Origin of the sequence: Streptomyces sp. NBC_00376 (assembly GCF_036077095.1) — a bacterium.
Taxonomy (GTDB): Bacteria; Actinomycetota; Actinomycetes; order Streptomycetales; family Streptomycetaceae; genus Streptomyces.
The window spans coordinates 2,853,855-2,870,595 of record NZ_CP107960.1 but is presented as its reverse complement, the minus strand read 5'-3'; the positions used below and the strand labels follow the sequence as shown (position 1 = coordinate 2,870,595).

General features: G+C 69.8%; 15 protein-coding genes, 1 tRNA gene and 2 pseudogenes. 4 read left to right on the top strand and 14 right to left on the bottom strand.

Annotated elements, in window-relative coordinates; translation table 11 throughout:
* Positions 1-80: 80 nt before the first annotated feature.
* Positions 81-1,334, top strand: coding sequence for a hypothetical protein (locus OG842_RS12640; protein WP_266729699.1), 1,254 nt, complete (start codon positions 81-83; stop codon positions 1,332-1,334).
* A gap of 421 nt (positions 1,335-1,755) precedes the next feature.
* On the opposite strand, the gene OG842_RS12635 is transcribed toward OG842_RS12640, so the two are convergent.
* Entirely contained in the window at positions 1,756-3,957 is a 2,202-nt protein-coding gene (locus OG842_RS12635; protein WP_266729698.1) for an ATP-binding protein, read from the bottom strand.
* A gap of 266 nt (positions 3,958-4,223) precedes the next feature.
* Here OG842_RS12635 and OG842_RS12630 point away from each other — a divergent pair, with 266 nt between their 5' ends.
* Positions 4,224-4,616 carry a hypothetical protein gene (locus OG842_RS12630; protein WP_266729697.1) on the top strand — a complete coding sequence of 131 codons (393 nt, stop codon included), beginning with the start codon at positions 4,224-4,226 and terminating at the stop codon, positions 4,614-4,616.
* 88 nt (positions 4,617-4,704) lie between these two features.
* On the opposite strand, the gene OG842_RS12625 is transcribed toward OG842_RS12630, so the two are convergent.
* From OG842_RS12625 to OG842_RS12605, 6 genes and pseudogenes are all read right to left on the bottom strand, one after another.
* Positions 4,705-5,475 carry an MFS transporter gene (locus OG842_RS12625; protein WP_266729696.1) on the bottom strand — a complete coding sequence of 257 codons (771 nt, stop codon included), beginning with the start codon at positions 5,473-5,475 and terminating at the stop codon, positions 4,705-4,707.
* A gap of 3 nt (positions 5,476-5,478) precedes the next feature.
* Positions 5,479-6,336: an ABC transporter ATP-binding protein gene (locus OG842_RS12620; protein WP_266729695.1), complete on the bottom strand. Its 858-nt coding sequence runs from the start codon at positions 6,334-6,336 to the stop codon at positions 5,479-5,481.
* Positions 6,326-6,745: a FecCD family ABC transporter permease gene (locus tag OG842_RS12615; RefSeq protein ID WP_266729694.1), complete on the bottom strand. Its 420-nt coding sequence runs from the start codon at positions 6,743-6,745 to the stop codon at positions 6,326-6,328. The genes OG842_RS12620 and OG842_RS12615 overlap by 11 nt, the downstream gene beginning before the upstream one ends.
* 28 nt (positions 6,746-6,773) lie before the next feature.
* A pseudogene (locus tag OG842_RS45190) lies at positions 6,774-7,430 on the bottom strand (FecCD family ABC transporter permease); the annotation flags it as partial.
* A gap of 11 nt (positions 7,431-7,441) precedes the next feature.
* A complete protein-coding gene (locus tag OG842_RS12610; protein ID WP_266729693.1) occupies positions 7,442-8,470 on the bottom strand; it encodes an ABC transporter substrate-binding protein in 1,029 nt (342 codons plus the stop codon).
* 147 nt (positions 8,471-8,617) lie between these two features.
* A complete protein-coding gene (locus OG842_RS12605; RefSeq protein ID WP_266733554.1) occupies positions 8,618-8,896 on the bottom strand; it encodes a helix-turn-helix transcriptional regulator in 279 nt (92 codons plus the stop codon).
* An 82-nt stretch (positions 8,897-8,978) separates the two neighbouring features.
* Here OG842_RS12605 and OG842_RS12600 point away from each other — a divergent pair, with 82 nt between their 5' ends.
* Complete coding sequence (locus OG842_RS12600) at positions 8,979-9,545, top strand: hypothetical protein (RefSeq protein WP_266729692.1); 567 nt, start codon at positions 8,979-8,981, stop codon at positions 9,543-9,545.
* 12 nt (positions 9,546-9,557) lie between these two features.
* On the opposite strand, the gene OG842_RS12595 is transcribed toward OG842_RS12600, so the two are convergent.
* From OG842_RS12595 to OG842_RS12565, 7 genes and pseudogenes are all read right to left on the bottom strand, one after another.
* Positions 9,558-10,793 carry an IS110 family transposase gene (locus OG842_RS12595; protein ID WP_266729691.1) on the bottom strand — a complete coding sequence of 412 codons (1,236 nt, stop codon included), beginning with the start codon at positions 10,791-10,793 and terminating at the stop codon, positions 9,558-9,560.
* A gap of 399 nt (positions 10,794-11,192) precedes the next feature.
* Positions 11,193-11,813, bottom strand: a complete 621-nt coding sequence (locus OG842_RS12590; RefSeq protein ID WP_266729690.1) for a hypothetical protein — start codon at positions 11,811-11,813, stop codon at positions 11,193-11,195.
* A gap of 701 nt (positions 11,814-12,514) precedes the next feature.
* Positions 12,515-13,144: a hypothetical protein gene (locus tag OG842_RS12585; RefSeq protein ID WP_328512213.1), complete on the bottom strand. Its 630-nt coding sequence runs from the start codon at positions 13,142-13,144 to the stop codon at positions 12,515-12,517.
* A gap of 10 nt (positions 13,145-13,154) precedes the next feature.
* Positions 13,155-14,654 carry a hypothetical protein gene (locus tag OG842_RS12580; protein WP_266729688.1) on the bottom strand — a complete coding sequence of 500 codons (1,500 nt, stop codon included), beginning with the start codon at positions 14,652-14,654 and terminating at the stop codon, positions 13,155-13,157.
* A gap of 16 nt (positions 14,655-14,670) precedes the next feature.
* The gene (locus OG842_RS12575; protein ID WP_266733553.1) at positions 14,671-15,156 is read right to left on the bottom strand and encodes a hypothetical protein; all 486 of its coding nucleotides are present in this window, start codon (positions 15,154-15,156) and stop codon (positions 14,671-14,673) included.
* Positions 15,157-15,438: 282 nt separating this feature from the next.
* Positions 15,439-15,483: pseudogene (locus tag OG842_RS12570) on the bottom strand (hypothetical protein); the annotation flags it as partial.
* Between the two features lie 514 nt (positions 15,484-15,997).
* A tRNA-Arg gene (locus tag OG842_RS12565) sits at positions 15,998-16,069 on the bottom strand.
* A 239-nt stretch (positions 16,070-16,308) separates the two neighbouring features.
* Here OG842_RS12565 and OG842_RS12560 point away from each other — a divergent pair.
* Positions 16,309-16,722, top strand: coding sequence for a response regulator (locus OG842_RS12560; protein ID WP_266729687.1), 414 nt, complete (start codon positions 16,309-16,311; stop codon positions 16,720-16,722).
* Positions 16,723-16,741: the final 19 nt, after the last annotated feature.

Genomic DNA, 16,741 nt, shown 5'->3' with positions numbered 1-16,741 from the left:
TCGGCGTGCGCCGCGAAACGACGCGGCCGCCCCGGACGGGGTGCACCGGTCCGAGGACGAGGAATCGGGGGATCGATTCAATGACTCTGACAATGGCCGAAACGCATCGGCCGCACGTGCCGATGCGTCTGGACGTGGACCGCTGGGCCACCCGGCAGACCCGCCGGAGGGTGCTGGCAGTCGTGCATACGGTGACCGCCGGGCAGCGGCTGCTGGACGCGGTACGGCTGCTGGAGGGCGACGCCCGGGTGCAGCTGTTCTTCACAGCGGCCCCCGACGTGTTCAGCCACGGGGTGGACTCCTTCCTGGCGGAGCTCGGCGGCCTGGTCCTGCCCTGGCACCAGGCGGTCCAGATGCCCTTCGACCTGGCCCTGTCCGCGGCCCACGGCGGGCTGAACGACCTGCACGCCCCGGTGATCGTGCTGCCGCACGGAGCCGGACACAACAAGCTGGTCCCGGGCGGGCAGCGCGGACGCCAGGTCGCGGAACGCGGGGTGTACGGGCTGAACCGGCAGTGGCTCGTCCAGGACGGCAGGCTGGTGCCCGAGTCGATCGTGCTGGCGCACCACGAGGAGCTGACCCGGCTCGGCCGCGAGTGCCCCGAGGCGCTGCCCGCGGCGGAGGTGGTGGGCGACCCCTGCTACGACCGCATCGCCGCGAGCCTGCCGCTGCGGGCGCTCTACCGCGAGGCACTGCACACCAGGGCCCGGCAGCGGCTGGTGCTCGCCTGCTCCACCTGGGGACCGCGCTCCCTGTTCGGGCAGAGCCCGGAACTCCTGGAACGGCTGGTCACCGAACTGCCCCGGGACGACCACCGGGTCGCCGTCCTGCTCCACCCCAACATCTGGAACGCCCACGGGGAATGGCAGATCCGCAGCTGGCTGGCGACCCTGGGCAGGATGGGCCTGACCGTGATCAGCCAGCACGCGGACTGGGTCGGCGCCCTCGTCGCCGCCGACTACATCGTCGGTGACCACGGATCCGTCTCGCTCTACGGATCGATGACCGGCGTCCCCGTGCTGATGGCGGGCGCACCGGAGGCGGACGTGGACCCCGGTTCACCGGTGGCCGAACTGGCCTCGCTCGTCCCCAGGCTGCACGGCGACCGCCCGCTCGGCCGTCAGCTCGCCCGTTCCTCCGCGCTCTACCGACGGCAGCGGTACGAGCGGATCGCGGACCGCATCACCTCCGAACCAGGCCGGTTCGCCACCAGGATGCGCGCGCTGATCTACCGCAAGCTCCGGCTGCGCGCCCCCGCGGTGCGACTCGCGCCGGAACACGCACCGCTGCCGTTCGACGTGCGGTACGACGAGCGGGGCGGGGGAGTGCGATGACCGCGCTCACCATGGCGCTGTACGAGGACCCCTGGGCCCGGGGCCCGGTCCGCCGCACCGAGGTCACCCTGCTGCACCCGGACACCGGCGCCCCGGTCCTGGACGAGCACGTACGCGTCCGGCTGCCCGCCCCGTCCCCGCTGCCACTGCTCGCCGACGTGCTCGTGGCCCGAGGAGACGGGCCCCGGTCCGCGACGGCGCTGGCCGCCCGCCACCCCGGGGCCCTGGTGGTGGCCGTGCACCGAGGCCCCCGGTGCTGGCTGCTCCTCGGCAGGGAAGGCGCCCCGGCTGTACTGGACGGGCGCCGGCCGGGTACGCCGTGGGCGGTCTGGGCCTCGGCCGCCCACGCCTGGGTGGTGGCCGGGCTGCCCGTGGCGGAGTTCGGCACGACGGCGGTACGGGTCATCGGGAACGCGCGCACTCAGCCGGCGCCGGTCCCCGTGGTGCCGTTCCCCCCGGCCTCCGGTTCCAGTGCGCCCAGCCTGCCCCGCACCTCTCGCGCGTCGGCCGAGTCCGGCCCGCCGACGGCCGAGTACAGGATCAGCGCCTCCCGGTAGCACTGCCGGGCGAGTTCGGGCTGCCCGCGCCGTTCGGAGACCAGGGCCAGGCCTCCCAGCGCGCGGGCCGTCTCGTAGCCGGCGGACATGGGCCGAAGCGTGTCCAGCGCCGCCCGCAGACCGGCCTCGGCCCGGTCGAGCCGGCCAAGGCCGAGGTACGCCCGCCCGGCCAGCGCGTCGGCGCGGGCGGTGTTGTACGTGTCACCGGCCTCCCGCAACACGGCGCGGGCGGCCCCGGTTTCACGGGCGGCGTCCTCGTACAGCCCGCGCGACAGCGCGACATCCGCGAGGTTGAACCGCGCCAGCGCACCGGCCCTGCGGTCCCCGCAGTCCGGCAGCTCGGCGGCCGCCCGGCCGAAGAACTCGGCGGCCCGGTCCGGCTCACCGAGCCGCTGGTGGGCCAGGCCCCGGTAGTTGAGCGTCCGGGCGTGACCGAGCGTGTCCCCGGTGCGCAGGAAGGAATCGGCGGCCCGCTCGAACATCCCCAGCGCCTGCTCCGGGCAGTCCATGTCGAGTTCGCCCAGGCCGCCCGAGGTGAGCATCCGGCACACCGCCGCCGCGTCGCCGCACTCCTCGGCCGCGAGCAGCCCTTCCCGGTGCGCCTCGCGCCACTCCGGGTAGAACTTGCGCCGCAGGAACAGCGGCCACATGGCGTCGGCCAACTGCCAGCCCAGCGCCGGGATTCCGGCCGTACGGGCGAGCCGGAGCACCGCCATGAGGTTGGGCAGTTCGTGTTCGAGCCAGTCCAGCGCGGCGTCCGCCGCCCCCGCTCCGTCGCCGGTGCAGCCGTCACCGAAGCCCGCGTCCACGACCGGGCCGGGGCCGAAGTCCCGGGCCATGGTGCGGTGCTGCGGGTCGATGACCTCCTCCGCACGGGTGGCGTTAGCCAGGTAGTGGTAGCAGATGCGGCGCAGCGCCTCGGCCCGCTCCTCGGGGGACTCGTCCCGGTCCGTCTGCGCCAGCGCGTGCAGCCGTACCAGGTCGTGGAAGCGGTAGCGCTCGGCCCCGGCCGCCTGGCCGGCGTCGATGAGCAGGCTCGCGTCGTACAGCACATCGAGCGCGTCGGCGGCGTCCGATCCCAGCACCGCATCGGCCACCGGCCCGCCGAACTCCCGCCCGGGATGCAGCCCCAGCAGCCGGTAGAGGCGGGCGGCCCCGGCCGGAAGCCCCTGGTAGGAGAGGTCCAGCGCCGCCCGCACATCGTGGTCGCCGTCGATGGCCAACGCCTCCAGCCGGTCGCGTTCCTCGGCCAGTGCCCGGACCATCGTGGTGATGCCGTGGCGGGGGCGGGCCGCCAGCCGGGCACCGGCGATGCGCACCGCGAGCGGCAGCCCCGCACACAGATCCACCAGGGCCCGCGCCTCCTCGGGCTGCGCGGCCACCCGGCCGTCGGCCAGGGTGGAATCCAGCAGCTCCACCGCCGCCTCCGGCCCGAGCGGCTCCAGATGGATCACATGGCCCCCGTCGACGCTCAGCCCCGGCAGCCGCCGCCGGCTGGTCACCGCGGTCACACACTGACCCGCCGGTAACAGTGGCCGGACCTGCGCTGCGGTCGCCGCGTCGTCCAGCATGACCACGAGCCGCCGGTCCGCGGTCAACGACCGGTACAGCGCGATCCGTTCGGCGAGGACCGGGGGCACCTGCGGGGTCGGCACGCCCAGGGCCCGCAGGAACCGCCCGACCACTTCGCCCGGGTCCACCGGGCCGCCCGGCGACTGGGCCCCCAGATCCGCGTACAGCTGACCGCCGGGAAAGTGCGGGCGGATGGTGTGCAGCCAGGCCAGCGCGACCGCGGTCTTGCCGACACCTCCCAGCCCGCTGACCGCAGCCAGCGTCGGATGCCCCTCCCGGGTGGCACGGGCACGGTGCCCCTCCAGCGTGCGCACCTCCGCCGAACGGCCGGTGATCCGGATCGAGGGCGGGAGCTGCCAGGGCGGCTTCGGCCCGCGGGCCTCCGGGGCGGCCTCCGTATGGAAGTGGATGCCGCCGTACACCTTCCCCGACTGGATCGCGGGACCGTGCACCGTACCGCTCAAGTCGTTGTCACTGCGCTCGTGCCCCAGCACCGGTCCCCCTCCGGACGGCCATCCGGCAATCTCCTGGAGAACATCCTTTCCGCACAGGCGAGCGAAATATCCGGCTCGCCGGGGGTCGGACCCTCCCGCATGTCCTGATATTGCCCAGGGTCCCGCTACACGGAAGTGTCCGAGGCATATTCAAGACAGCCTGTGGCGGCCCCGAACCCGTGGCGAACTCCCCCGTCCGGCCCGGACCGCCGACGGGAAGGGCCGATTGATCACCGCCCGCACCGCTGCGCGCCTATGCTCGCCGGATGGAGCAGAGCGAAGTGGTGAAGCGGGTGGTGGGCATCCTCACGGAGGCGGGCGAGATCCGTCGGCTGCTCGAAGAGAACGTCGACCGCGACGACCTGGAGACCGATCCCAGCGTGGTGACCGTGCTCCTCAACGAGACGATGCCCCGGATCACCGTCCCCGAGGACGCCTCGATCGAGGAGGTCGCGACGCTGGTAGGCCGGGAGGTCGGCGGTGCGGTGGAGCAGCTGGTCGGCGCGTTCACCCTGGCCTTCGCGATGCTGGCCCAGGTGCACGACTCCGGGCAGACGGACGTGACCTCAGCCGACGTGCTCCAGGACCTGGCACTGCGGGCCGAACAGATCGGCTCCTCCGGCCCGGACGACACGGGACCGGAGGAAGCGGGCGCGTAAGGCCGCGGGGACCGCCCGGCGGCACCGGCCCTCGGGACACCGGCCCTCGGGGCGCCGGTCCTAGGGACACCGTCTACGACTCACCCGTCTACGACTCACCGGCACCCACCCGGGAACGAGCCACGTACGGCGCTCGTGCACGACGAAGGTGAGCATGGTCACGGCCGCCACGACGGCGGCGAGCCCCGGACCCGCCCCCCGAACCGTGCTCGCCGGACAGGAGCGCCCCGACGACCAGGGCGGCGATGCCCGCACTCAGCAGGACCGACCCCGTCATGTCCATCCGCCCGGCCCCGCGCTCCGGGTCACGGGGCAGGAACACGACGGCGAGCACCAGCCCGGCCACCCCCACCGGCACCGCGAGCAGAAAGATCCACCGCCAGCCCAGGGCCTCGGCGAGCAGCCCGCCGCAGACATTGCCGACCGCCGCGGCCAGCCCGGCCACGGCACCCCAGACGGCGAAGGCCCGGTGCTGTTCCCGCCCCTGGTACGACGACCTGATCAGCGGCAGCGTGGTCGCGAACATGGCCGCCCCGCCGACCCCCTGCGCACCCCGGAACGCGATGAGTTCCCGCACCCCGGGTGCCAGCCCGCAGGCCAGGGAGGCCAGCGTGAAGAACGCGAACCCGGCCAGGAAGACCCTGCGCCGGCCGATTGCGTCGCCCACCGCCCCGCAGACGATCAGGAGCGCCGCGAGCGCGAGCGTGTAGAGGTCCACGACCCACTGCAACGCCGCGAAATCGGTGTGCAGATCGGCGGCGATCGCCGGAATGGCCACTGTCACGACCGTGGCGTAGGCGAGCAGCAGAAACGTGGCCGTGCAGGCGACGATCAGGGGAGCGAAGTGGCGCAGCTTCACGGTTCAGTTCCTCCGGGCCGGTCGGTCGTACGTGTCCAGGCAGCGGTTGTGTTCATCGAGGTAGGCGATGGCGAGGCGGCCCGTCACCGGGTTGCGGTAGGTCTCGCACTCGACCTCGTACACCTCGTGGATGAGCTCTCGCGTGAGCACCTCGTCCGGCGGCCCGTGGGTCACCACGGCACCTTCCTTGAGGACGTACAACTCGTCGCAGTAGCTCGCCGCCATCGGCAGATCGTGCAGCGCGGCGAGCACTCCGATGCCGAGCTCCCTGACGATCGAGAAGATCTCCAACTGGTGCTTGATGTCGAGGTGGTTGGTGGGCTCTTCGAGGATGAGGAAGGCCGGCTCCTGGGCGAGCGCCCGCGCGAGCACCACGCGCTGGCGCTCGCCGCCGGACAGGGTCCGGAAGCTCCGTTGCGCGTACTCGTCCATGTGCACCCGGCGCAGCGCCCGCCGGGTGATCTCCCGGTCCCGTTCGCCGGTCGTCTCCAGCAGCCGCTTGTGCGGGGTGCGCCCCATCGCGACCATCTCCGCCACCGTGAAGTCGAAGCTCAGGTCGTTGAACTGGGCGACCACCGCGAGCCGGGTGAAGACCGCACCGGGACGGCTCGCGAGCAGGTCCAGTCCGTCGAGCACCGCGGTCCCGGAATCGGGAGTGACGACCTTGTAGATGCTCTTGAGGAAGGTGGATTTACCGCACCCGTTCGGCCCGACCACACCGACGAACCGGCCGTCGGCCACCTTCAGGCTCAGGTCGCGTACGACCCGGGCGCCGCCGAGCGTGACCGAGATGCGCTCCGCACTCAGCCCGCGGTTGCCCGATGCACCGTCATGTGCCCTCGTGGCACGGTCAGTTGTCACCGAACCCGTACTCCTTACGGATCAGCATGTGCAGGAAGAGAGGGGCGCCGAGCACGGACGTCACGATGCCGATCGGCAGCTCGGCGTTCGGGACCGCGACGCGTGCGGCCACATCCGCCCAGATCAGGAAGAGCGCTCCGGACAGCACCGCGACGGGGAGCAGCCCGCGATGGTCCGGCCCGATCACACTGCGCACCACATGCGGGACGATCAGGCCGACGAAGCCGATGATTCCGCAGGTGGCGACCAGCATTCCGGTGACCACGGCGGCCAGTACCAGGTGGATCCGCCGGTGCAGCCCGGGATCGATGCCCAGGGTGACCGCCGCCTCGTCGCCCATGAGCAACGCGTTCAGGACCCTGCTCCGGAAGAGGAAGAAGACCGTGGCGATCAGCACCACGACGCTCACGGCGGGCAGCGTGGCATTCCGCGGAGGCGAGGCTGCCCATGGTCCAGAACGTGACCGAGCGGACCCCCTCGGCGCTGCCGGCGAAGTAGACCAGCGCACTGGAGGCCGCACCGCACAGGGCGTTGACCGCGGTACCGGCGAGGATCAGCTTGACCGGCGACGTGCGTGACCCCGCGCTGCCCACTCCCAGGACCAGGACGGCGGCGGCCAGGGCCCCGGCGAACGCCCAGAACGGCACACCGAGTCCGGCGGCGGCCCCCACGGTCCCGGCCGCCCCGAACCCGGTCAGGATCGCGAACGCGGCGCTGAGGGACGCCCCGGAGGAGATGCCGAGCACGAAGGGGTCGGCGAGCGGGTTCTGCAGGGTCGACTGCATCACGGTGCCGCACAGCGCGAGTCCGGCACCGACGACCGCGGCCAGCAGGACCCGTGGGAGACGGATGCTCCGGATCACGTCCACGAACACGGGGTCACCGGGACCGCCGGTCCCGGTCAGCTCATGGAGCAGGATGCGCGAGGACTCACGCACCGGGACGTCGACCTGACCGATCGAGACCGACACGACGACCGAGCCGGCCAGCAGAAGCAGGAGGACGGCCACCAGGACGGGCGGCGCCACCCGCCGTGCCCTTCCGCCACGGCCCGCCCGCGTCGCCCGCCGCGCTTCCCGTTCCGACGCGAGCATGTCCCGGCTGCTCATGAGGCCGGGAAGAGGTCGGGATGGACGAACTCCGCGACGTCCTCGCACAGGTCGGCGAGCGCGAGCGAGCCCCGGATCGAGGTCGTGTAGTCGGCGATCATCACAGCGCCGTTCCGTATCGCGGTGACGTTCTTCAGACGCGGGTCGCGCAGCAGACGGTCACGCGACTTCACGCCGTCCGACTTCTGGAACTCGGTCACGATGATCTTGTCCGGATCGGCCGCCACGATCGATTCGAGGGAGAGCTGCGCGTAACTGTCGTCGGTCAGCTCCAGGTACGTCCCGCCGGCGCCGTTCACCATCTCGTCCACCAGGCCCAGGGAGGGCGCGTAGTAGTCGTACGTGTCGCGCCCGCCGCTGGCGACTAGGAGCACCTCGGGGGAGTCGGTGGCCTTCCTCGCCCTCCGCCCGATCGCCGCGATCCGGCTCTTCTGGTCCCGTGTGTAGGCCTCGGTCCGCTCCGTCCGGCCGAAGACCTCGCCCACGTGCCGGACGTCCTCGTAGTAGCTGTCCAGATCGCGGCCCGCGGTGTAGTTCACGGCCGGAAGCACATCCACTCCCCGCTCGTTCCAGAACGGGATCTCACCGATCTTGTCCGGCTTCAGCGCGAACGACATGGTGAGGACGAGGTCGGGTCGCAGGGCGAGGACCGCCTCCCTGGAGGGGAGCTGGTCGGAGATCTTCGGCAGCTTCGCGATCCGCTCCGCGTACTTCGAGTACGAGTTGTCGAGGGAGCCGACCCCCACGATCCGGTCGTCGAGCCCGAACTCGACCATCAGCTCGGCCAGGGCCTGCCCGATCACGACGACACGCTTCGGCTCTGCCCCGACGGTCTGCCTCAGCTTCTTGCCGGCGTCGTCCATGACGTCGACGGTGACCGGGTAGCGGCCCTGCCCGGACGCCTCGTCGCCACCGCGCACGGCGACGGGGTGCGCGGCGTTCGCACAGCCGGCGAGCAGGAGGGCCGAACCGGCGGCGAGAGCCGCGCGGACGCGTATCGGGATCCGGAGCGGGGAGGCGTTCACGATGTCCTTTCGGGGAAGGCGTGGCGTCGGCCACCCGGCCATCCTCGGAAGGAACACGGCGGGACATGTACGGAGAGCGGGACCGGGAAATGTGGAGCGGGCGCCCCCGAAGAGGACGCCCGCTCCACACTCCGCGACCCCGCGGGATCAGGAAACGGCCTCCCGGACACCGGCCACTGCCCGCCCCGCCCGGTACTGCCGGGGTGTCCGCCCGTAGTGCTTCTTGAACGCGTGGCAGAAGTTGCTGGGACTGGAGTAGCCGCACCTGAGCGCGACGGCGGCGACGCTGAGATCGGTCTCCACGAGCAGCAGCGAGGCCCGGCGCAGGCAGGCGTTGCGATGGTGGTTGAAGACGGTGTATGCAGTTAAGCCGTCAAGCCGAGGGCGGCGACGGCGCCCGTTCCGTACCCGGAATCGAGGTCGGATCGGGGCTTACGTAAGCTCTCGATCACAGAGACAGTGGGGGTGCCAGATGCGGTGGAAGCGACGCCACGACGAGAGCCCAGCAATGGAGCGGGAGCCGGAGTCATTGAATGAGCCCGGCCTGCTGACGCCGAAGCAGCGGGTCCGGGCCGTAGTCGATGCAATCACCGACGGCACCACAGCCCACCCCGATCAGCTTCAAGGCCTGCCAGCCGAGGTCGTCCTGGCTGTCGAGCGTGATCAACAAGCGCCGATGGCAGATGCCTACCGAGAGTTCCTTTCCCTGATCGGCGGTGGCGCCGGGCGCTTCATGCAGGGGGAGGACGTCTACCACCCCCGCGTCCTTGGCCTGGGGACGGCTGCCCGCGAGCTGCTTGAAGAGAACGAATCACCCTTCCTCTTCGAGCCCACCGACCGCGTCTTCTCCATGCACCAGGGCTATCAGTTCGACTTCATGCGAGGCACCGGACCTGATCCCGAGGTCTGGTCATACTCCGAAGGCGAGCACGCAGACGTTCCCGTCCGCAGTTACGCGTCCTTCACCGACTGGCTCCGTGCGACCGCCGAAGCAGAGATACCGGCCTGGAAGCATCACGTCGAGACAGTGCGCGAGGAGATCAACGCCGACGGCAGTATCACGTTGCACTGGTAGGCGGTCCCAGGGTCAGCTGATCACTTCCTTGCCTGGAGTGACAGGAAAGGCAACGGATTCGTCGAAGAAGACCCGGTTCCGGAGGCAGTGGTGGAGCTGGCCCAGCATCCGGTTGAACAGGTGCCGCAGGGCCTGCATGTGCCAGTCCCCTCCTGCTCGGCGGCGCCGGTAGTGGGCGTCCGCGCCGGCGGAGCCGCTGAGGGAGGCGAAGGCCCACAGGTGGCCGACGTGGTTGAGCCGGTTGTTCTTGACGAACCGGCGTCCGACGTAGCGGCGTTTGCCGGAGGCCCGCGTGATCGGGGCCGAGCCGGCGTACGCCTTCAGCCCTCCAGCCGTGGCGAACCGGGTCCTGTCGTCGCCGATCTCGCCCAGGATGCGGGCACCGACCTGGGGGCCGATCCCGGGGAAGCTCAGCATGATCGCTGCGTCCGGGTGTGAGCGAAAGGCCTCTTCGGTGGCCCGTGCCAGGTCATCGACCGCTTCGCAGGCCGCGTCCAGCTGCAGCAGCAGGGCAAGGGCCTGCTTGCCCATGGCGTCCTCGACCAGGGGCAGCTGCCGTGGGGCTTCCTGGCGGAAGAGCTGCTGGATTCGTTCAGCGTCCGCTTCGATGCCCCGGCGGCGGCCGGCCCGCCGAAGCATGGCGGTCAGCTTCCACATCGGCAGCTTGGCAGCCAAGGCAGGTGTGGGCGCGACGGCGAGGATGCGGCGGGCATCAGGGCGGGTCAGGGTTCCTGGCTTGTCCCTGAACGCCTCGATCATCGCCGGGAAGTACTCCCTCAGCAGGGACCGCAGCTGGTTGGCGACCTGCTGCCGGTTCCAGACCGCGTCCTGCTGTGCGCGGGCCAGGACGGCGACGGCTTGGGCCAGGTCGGTGTCGGCGGGCAGCGACCGATGCATCGGCGCGTCGGTGCGGATGATGTTGGCGAGGACCAGGGCGTCGCCCGGGTCGGACTTCTTGCGGCTGACTCCGTGGCGGTCGCGGTAGCGGGAGGCGGCCATTGGGTTGACCGCGTAGATCTTCCGAGGGCCCTGCCGCAGGGTGGCGACCAGCAGGCCGCGGCTGGTCTCGATGGCCACCGGGATCGGCGTCTCCGCGGTGTCGCCGTGTTCCCCCAGAAGGTCCAGCAGAAGCCGGTAGCCGTCCAGGTCGTCGTTGATCCGGCACTTGGCCAGCAGCTTGCCGCTGTCGTCGACGAGTGCGACGTCGTGGTGTCCCTCCGCCCAGTCGATCCCGCAGAACACGTCCATGGATCCCGCCCCTTCTCCGGTGCTGTTCTCGAAGGCGAGCACGCGGGGCCGCACGGCGCACTAATTCCAGGACTCTGTGGTCCGCCACCTCATCAGCCGTGCGCGGCGCCGCAAGGCCGCACGGGCGCGCGCCGTGTCCAGAGCTCGAAGCTCGTGAGGAAAAACGCGTCACCGTGCGGCAGCTCATCCATCGAGGATCCCGAACCCGACGGGCCCGTGGGGGCAGAACGTGCGAGGACCGGCCGGCGCCCAGCGCCACCAGTCTTTACCAAGACCTCGCACGGTCGGAGGTGTCGTAGGGGTCACCACGGCACCGACCGGACCACACACGTCCTGCCCCGGGCTGGACAACGCCGCCCCGGGCCCATCAGAGATCCAGAACCTCTAATTACTAACGAATTAGACGGTGTCGCCGTAGAGCTGTTTGAACCCCTCGTTCAGCCGCTTGGGAGTCATCCCCAGGGCTCGCGCCAGCGACTGCCCGGTGTGCTGCTCGTGCAGGTTCTCCATCAGCAGCTCCGGAACCCGCCGGATCCGCTCGATCTCGTACTCCGCCATGGGCGGCCGGACCGGGCCGCGCGGAGGCTCGGTGCCCGCGACGATCCGGGCGAGGATCTCCATGACCTTGGATTCCAGATACAGCGCCCGGAACCGGGCCGGCAGCGCACACGTGAACAAGTCGGCGAACGCGGCCGCGAGTTCGGGCGGAGCCTGCCGTCCGAGATAGTGCGCGTCGCGCAGCTCGGCCGGCATTCCCTCGACGCTCTCCTCCCAGGCCGCCGCTCCCAGACTTCCGAAGAAGACGGTGACCGCCTCCCGGCGGGCCGCGATCGACACACCCCGATAACGCTGCCCGGCAGGACGGACGAGACGCCCCGCCGAGGCCCGCGAATGCGATATCGACAGCTCGTTCGCCCCGAAGACCGTCGCCCCGGTCGCCCGCTCCTCCAGGTGCATCAGCCCGTCGACGCAGTACTCCAGCTCGAAGTAGTCGCCCGCGAGACCGAAGTCGAGGATCAACTCGTCGTGGAAACGTCAGGTCGTACAAGGTGAGCGTGACCCCGTGAAGCAGCTCATGGACGGTGACACTCCCGACCCCGGTCCCCGGCCGCAGGTCGTACACCCGGACCCCCTCCACGCCACCGCCGCGGCAGGTCCCGATCGCCGCGTAGAAGTCCCGGTACTGCCGTCCGAGATCCGCGTACCCATGCGCGGACGTGAGAGAGAAGCGCCTGGTCACACCGCCTCCAGAGAAGTGGGCATCGACACCCTTAGTGCCACTAAGGGTAACCTAAGTTCTCTTGTCGGGGCCGGGTCCCGGAGAGAGGCGGACGAAGCCGCCCGCGGCGGAGGGGAGGCGATGCCCGCGCTCCGGTTTCCGGCAAGTGAGTACGTCATCGGCTGTGTCGATGGAGGCCGGATCGACTTGCCTTCCGAGCACCGGATCTCGCAGACGCCTTCGCGCGTGCTCACCCAGCGATGCGGCGGCTCCTTCCGGATCCGCCATCCGGGCCGCGAGCATGGCCTGCGGATGCAGTGCTACGCGGCCTTCGACGTGTGCCTGTCCAGCGCGGCCTTGATCAGCCCGGGAGCCTCGTCGGAGTTCGGCTGTCGGGCCATTTCCGTCTCGCTTCTCCTGGATCTTGTGCGTCTGCGGCTGGGCGGCACGGCGCCACCGCAGTCCCCGGGGCCCGGAACCGCGTTCCACATGCCCCCGCAGGCTACGAAGCCTTGCTCGCCGGAGGGGGTGTCACGGACGGTTCGATGGTCGACCGGACGTAGATCCGCGTGGTGCCGGGCTCGAACTCGTGGGTGAAGAGGTCGACGCAGCGCTGGAGATACTTGCCTTCCGGGGTCGTGAGTTCATCGGGGCACAGGCTGATCCTCCGCAGCCCTTCGACGAACGTCTCCGGCTCGGGCAGCCCGAGGTGGCCGAAGGCAGCCGCAGGCCGGTAGTCCTTCTTCTCGGGATGGAAGTTCCCGATCATCTTGGTGTCGTTCCGGATTAGCCGGCCGGTGTACGTCTCCGCTTCGTCGCCGGGGAGGACGAAGGACAGCAGGCCGGTGTCGTAGCGCTGCCCGACTTTGTAACCCGCACGACGGTCCGATGCCGCCTCCGGAATGCGGATGCCCATCTGGCCGCTCATCCAGGCAGGCGTGGCTCCGTCCTCCCAGCAGCAGGTCAGCTCCTGGTCCGACAGGTCCGACGACACGTCGTCGGCGACGCAGGAGACCACGCCGATCGTGGTGGCGACGCAGGCGAGGAGCACCAGAACGACGACGACTGCGACCGGCACACGACGGCGACGCACGGGCTGCCCGCCGGCAGTGATCCTGCTGGAGCTCTCCATCGGTGAACCTCTACCGCCCTTCCTGCTGCTCGCGGCTCGGATCCGTGCGATCGCCCTCACGCCCGGGCTCGTCCGGCTGCGGCAGAGGATCGTGGTTCGGGGCGGATGCGCCCAGATCGTAGTGCTTGACGGAACTGCTGCCCGCCATGTCGAATTCCTGGGCGATGCCCGTGGTGTGGAGGCGGGCCATCTGACCGTCCGGAATGCTCATGTCGCTTCCCCCGGGAAGGCCGATGGTCACCCCTTTGTCCTGGTCCCAGTTGTAGCGGTCCCACGCGTTGGCCTGATAGTCGAGACCGACCTCGGGCTGGCCGCTGGAATCCGGCACGACGGTGACTACTCCGGTCACATTCGACCTGGTGGAACCGACCGCGTAGAACCAGTTCTCGTCGACGTCCTTGGTGAAGCTGAAGTCCCGGTTACCAGTTTCCACCGGTATCGAGACCGGCTGTCCGCCGTTCCTCTTGAACTCCGCGAGTGCCTGGTCGCGCCATGCGTCCTGGTGTTCCCTGATGCCGTCCTCGATGTGCGTACGGAAGCCGGGTACGTCCGACATCATCTTGTCGATGGGCAGCTCCATGTCCGTCCCGCTGTTCCCCAGGTAGTGCGCCATGTGCCGAGCCGCGTCGTTGTCGCCAGTCCAGTCGGCCGCCTCAGCGATCAGATTCATCTTCTCCCGGGTCCTGCGTTCCTCCGCTCCTGGTTCCTCGGCGCCGTGTGGCCCGGAACCCCGGTCGGGCGCGGCTTGTTTGATGGACGGAGCGAGCAGCCCGGCCGCGAGAAGGTCGTCCTTGTGTCCGGTCCACAACTCCGCACGGGCCTGTGGGCTCAGCGACGACCAGAGCCGCCGCAGCTCGGCCCGCTGCGTCGTGTTCGCGCCGTCACCGAGCGAGGCCAACTTCGTGGCACGGGGCAGTTGGTCCTCGTCCAGCGAGGTGTACGTCGCGTGCCCCGCGTTGTGCGGGTCGCCGCCATGGCTTCTCTTCAGGGCGCGGGTGATGGCCGCATCGATCTCTGCCGCGTGGGACACGAGTCCCGTGAGTGTGTCGGCATACCACTGCATCAGGTCCTTGGTCCGCTGGGAAGTCCCGTCCACGCCACAGAAAGCCTCTGTGACCTTCACCGTGCCGCTGGGGCCGTCCGTCACCAGCAGCCCCGGGTCCGGGCCTGCCTGCCGGGTGGGGTCACCCTTGCGGGCTTCCGCGGAGAGTTCCCTGGCCCGCTTCTGGACGTGCGTCAGTTCACCGTGGGCATCCTGGAGGACAGCCACGATGCTCTGAGCCTCCAGGTGGAGATCCGCGACCTCCTTGGCCGTCCTGCGGACGAAGTCCTTGGTGACAGCGGCGTTCAGGCCGGCCCAGTCGGCCCCGTCGGACAGCTGGAGGAGACCGCTGTAGACCTCGGTCCTCAGCTTCTCCAGCCCGGCCGCCGTCGCCGCCCAGTCATCGGCCGCCGCACCCAGCTTGCCCAGGTCCACTTCGATGAGATCCGTGTACGAGAACGCCCCCATGTTTCTTCGCCCCCGCTCACTTCACATACTTCAGCAGCTCCGACACCGGTACGGGAGAGCCGTCTCTTCGTGAGAGAGACGCGGCGATCTCCACCTCGTCGTTGGCGTGCAACTTCTTCGAGAAGTCCAGGTGGTTGGAGATGTGTGCGCACATCTGCAGGACCGTCTTCACCTGCGAACTCCAGACCTCCAGGGTGGTGTACAACTCACCGCCCGCGCTGAAGTTCCGGCCGTGCAACTCCGCTGCGGCCCGGGCAGTCGTCCCCGCGCCGTCCTTGTCGGCCCCGGCACCTGCGAGGTCGGCCCGCTTCCGCAGCTCGCCGTGGATCCGAAAGGCTTCATTGCCGACCGCACCGAGATCATCCTGGTGAACCACCAGGTCGGCATTGCCCCCGGACGCTGCGCCGTCAGCCTGAGGCCCAGCCGTGTTGAGCCTCATCTGCGCGGAATGCCGATCCTGCGCATCCGCCTTGAGTTGGGCCCACTCGTCGTCGAACGTCATGAGTCCCCCGGCCCTGTCCGATGTCAACGCGTCACCATAGCAACGAGGTTGCGACGTGATCACCCGGGTATCACCGTTATTTCGTATGAGCAGGTGCTGATACGAGTGGTCCTGGAGCGTCCGGAACCATCCGCGCATGATTGCCCGAGGTCGGACCAGCTCACTGACGAACGCGTGCCAGGCGCCGGGACCGAAGGCGATGACAGGGCCGGTGTGCTGCGGTGTGCGCTGTTCACTCGCATGGGCGCCACGAGAGAACGGCAGTACCTGGATAGTCACATGAGGATGCTCGGAACTGGCCAACACGTGTTCCAACTGTGCGTTCATGATGTGCGGGGCCGCCGACCCGCTGAAGAAGTACGGCCTCCGACACCTCGGCCCACAGCTGCAACGGGTTGTCGGAAAGTAGGAGCTCTTGCCGAGCCCTGGAGAGGCGGGCGTCGCGGCGGTCGCTGTTCGGTCGGGCCGGAGCATCCGGGTCCGCGGTACGTGGCGGACGGTCCGCAGCGTGCGGAGTGAGCGGTATGCCTCTGGAGGAGTGAGTCCCTGCGGTCGGGTTTCGTCGGCGCGGGTCCGGTATTGCTGCCTGGCGCGGAGCACCGGGCCGGCGTCCTACGAGGACGTGCCCGGCTGGTGCAGATCGTGTATGCGGAGAGCGAGATCCTCAGCAGGCTGCACGACAGGCTCCTGGGCAGCTTCCTCGACGGAGCACCCAACGTCGAAAGTGCTCGCTGACAGCTCTGAGATCAAGCCTGGCCCGAGTGCTTTGCAAGACATGAAAAAGACCCCCCGCTCAGCGTTTCCGCTGGCCAGAAGGTCTTTTTTGGCACTTCTTCCGAAGTGCCCTCGGCAGGATTCGAACCTGCGCACACGGCTCCGGAGGCCGATGCTCTATCCCCTGAGCTACGAGGGCGTATCGCTGTTTTGCTCGGCGACGGGTGAAACACTACCAGCTTCCGCGGGGTGTCCGTGAACAGGTATTTCCCGGCCCGCCGGAGGCGCGGTTCGGGGCCGGACGGAGGGGCGTGCGGTGTGTTCCGGATGCATCCGGCCACCCCTCGCGCCACCCGTCCGGGGGCGGAAGTGGGTAAAACCCGGACGCAGCCACGGAGCCGCCCCTACTCTCGGAGTGTGTCAGGGGCGTGTGGCCGCGTGCTTGTTGTCGACGACAACAAGGTCATCCGGCAGTTGATCAGGGTCAACCTCGAGCTTGAGGGCTTCGAGGTCGTGACCGCGGCCGACGGTGTCGAGTGTCTTGATCTGGTGCATCGGGTCCGCCCCGATGTGATCACGCTCGATGTCGTCATGCCCAGGCTGGACGGTCTGCAGACCGCCACCAGACTGCGCTCCGATCCCCGGACCAGACATCTGCCCGTGGCGATCATCAGCGCCTGCACGCCGTACGAGGTGGACAGCGGAGTGGCCGCGGGGGTCGACGCGTTCCTCGCGAAGCCCTTCGAGCCGACCGAGCTGGTGCGGCTCGTGCGGCAGTTGATGGAGCGGAAGGACCAGCCGTCGCTCGACGGCAGACGGAGCGCCGGGGCGGCGGAGCGCGCCGCGGGGTGACCGCATGGCGAAACAGGGG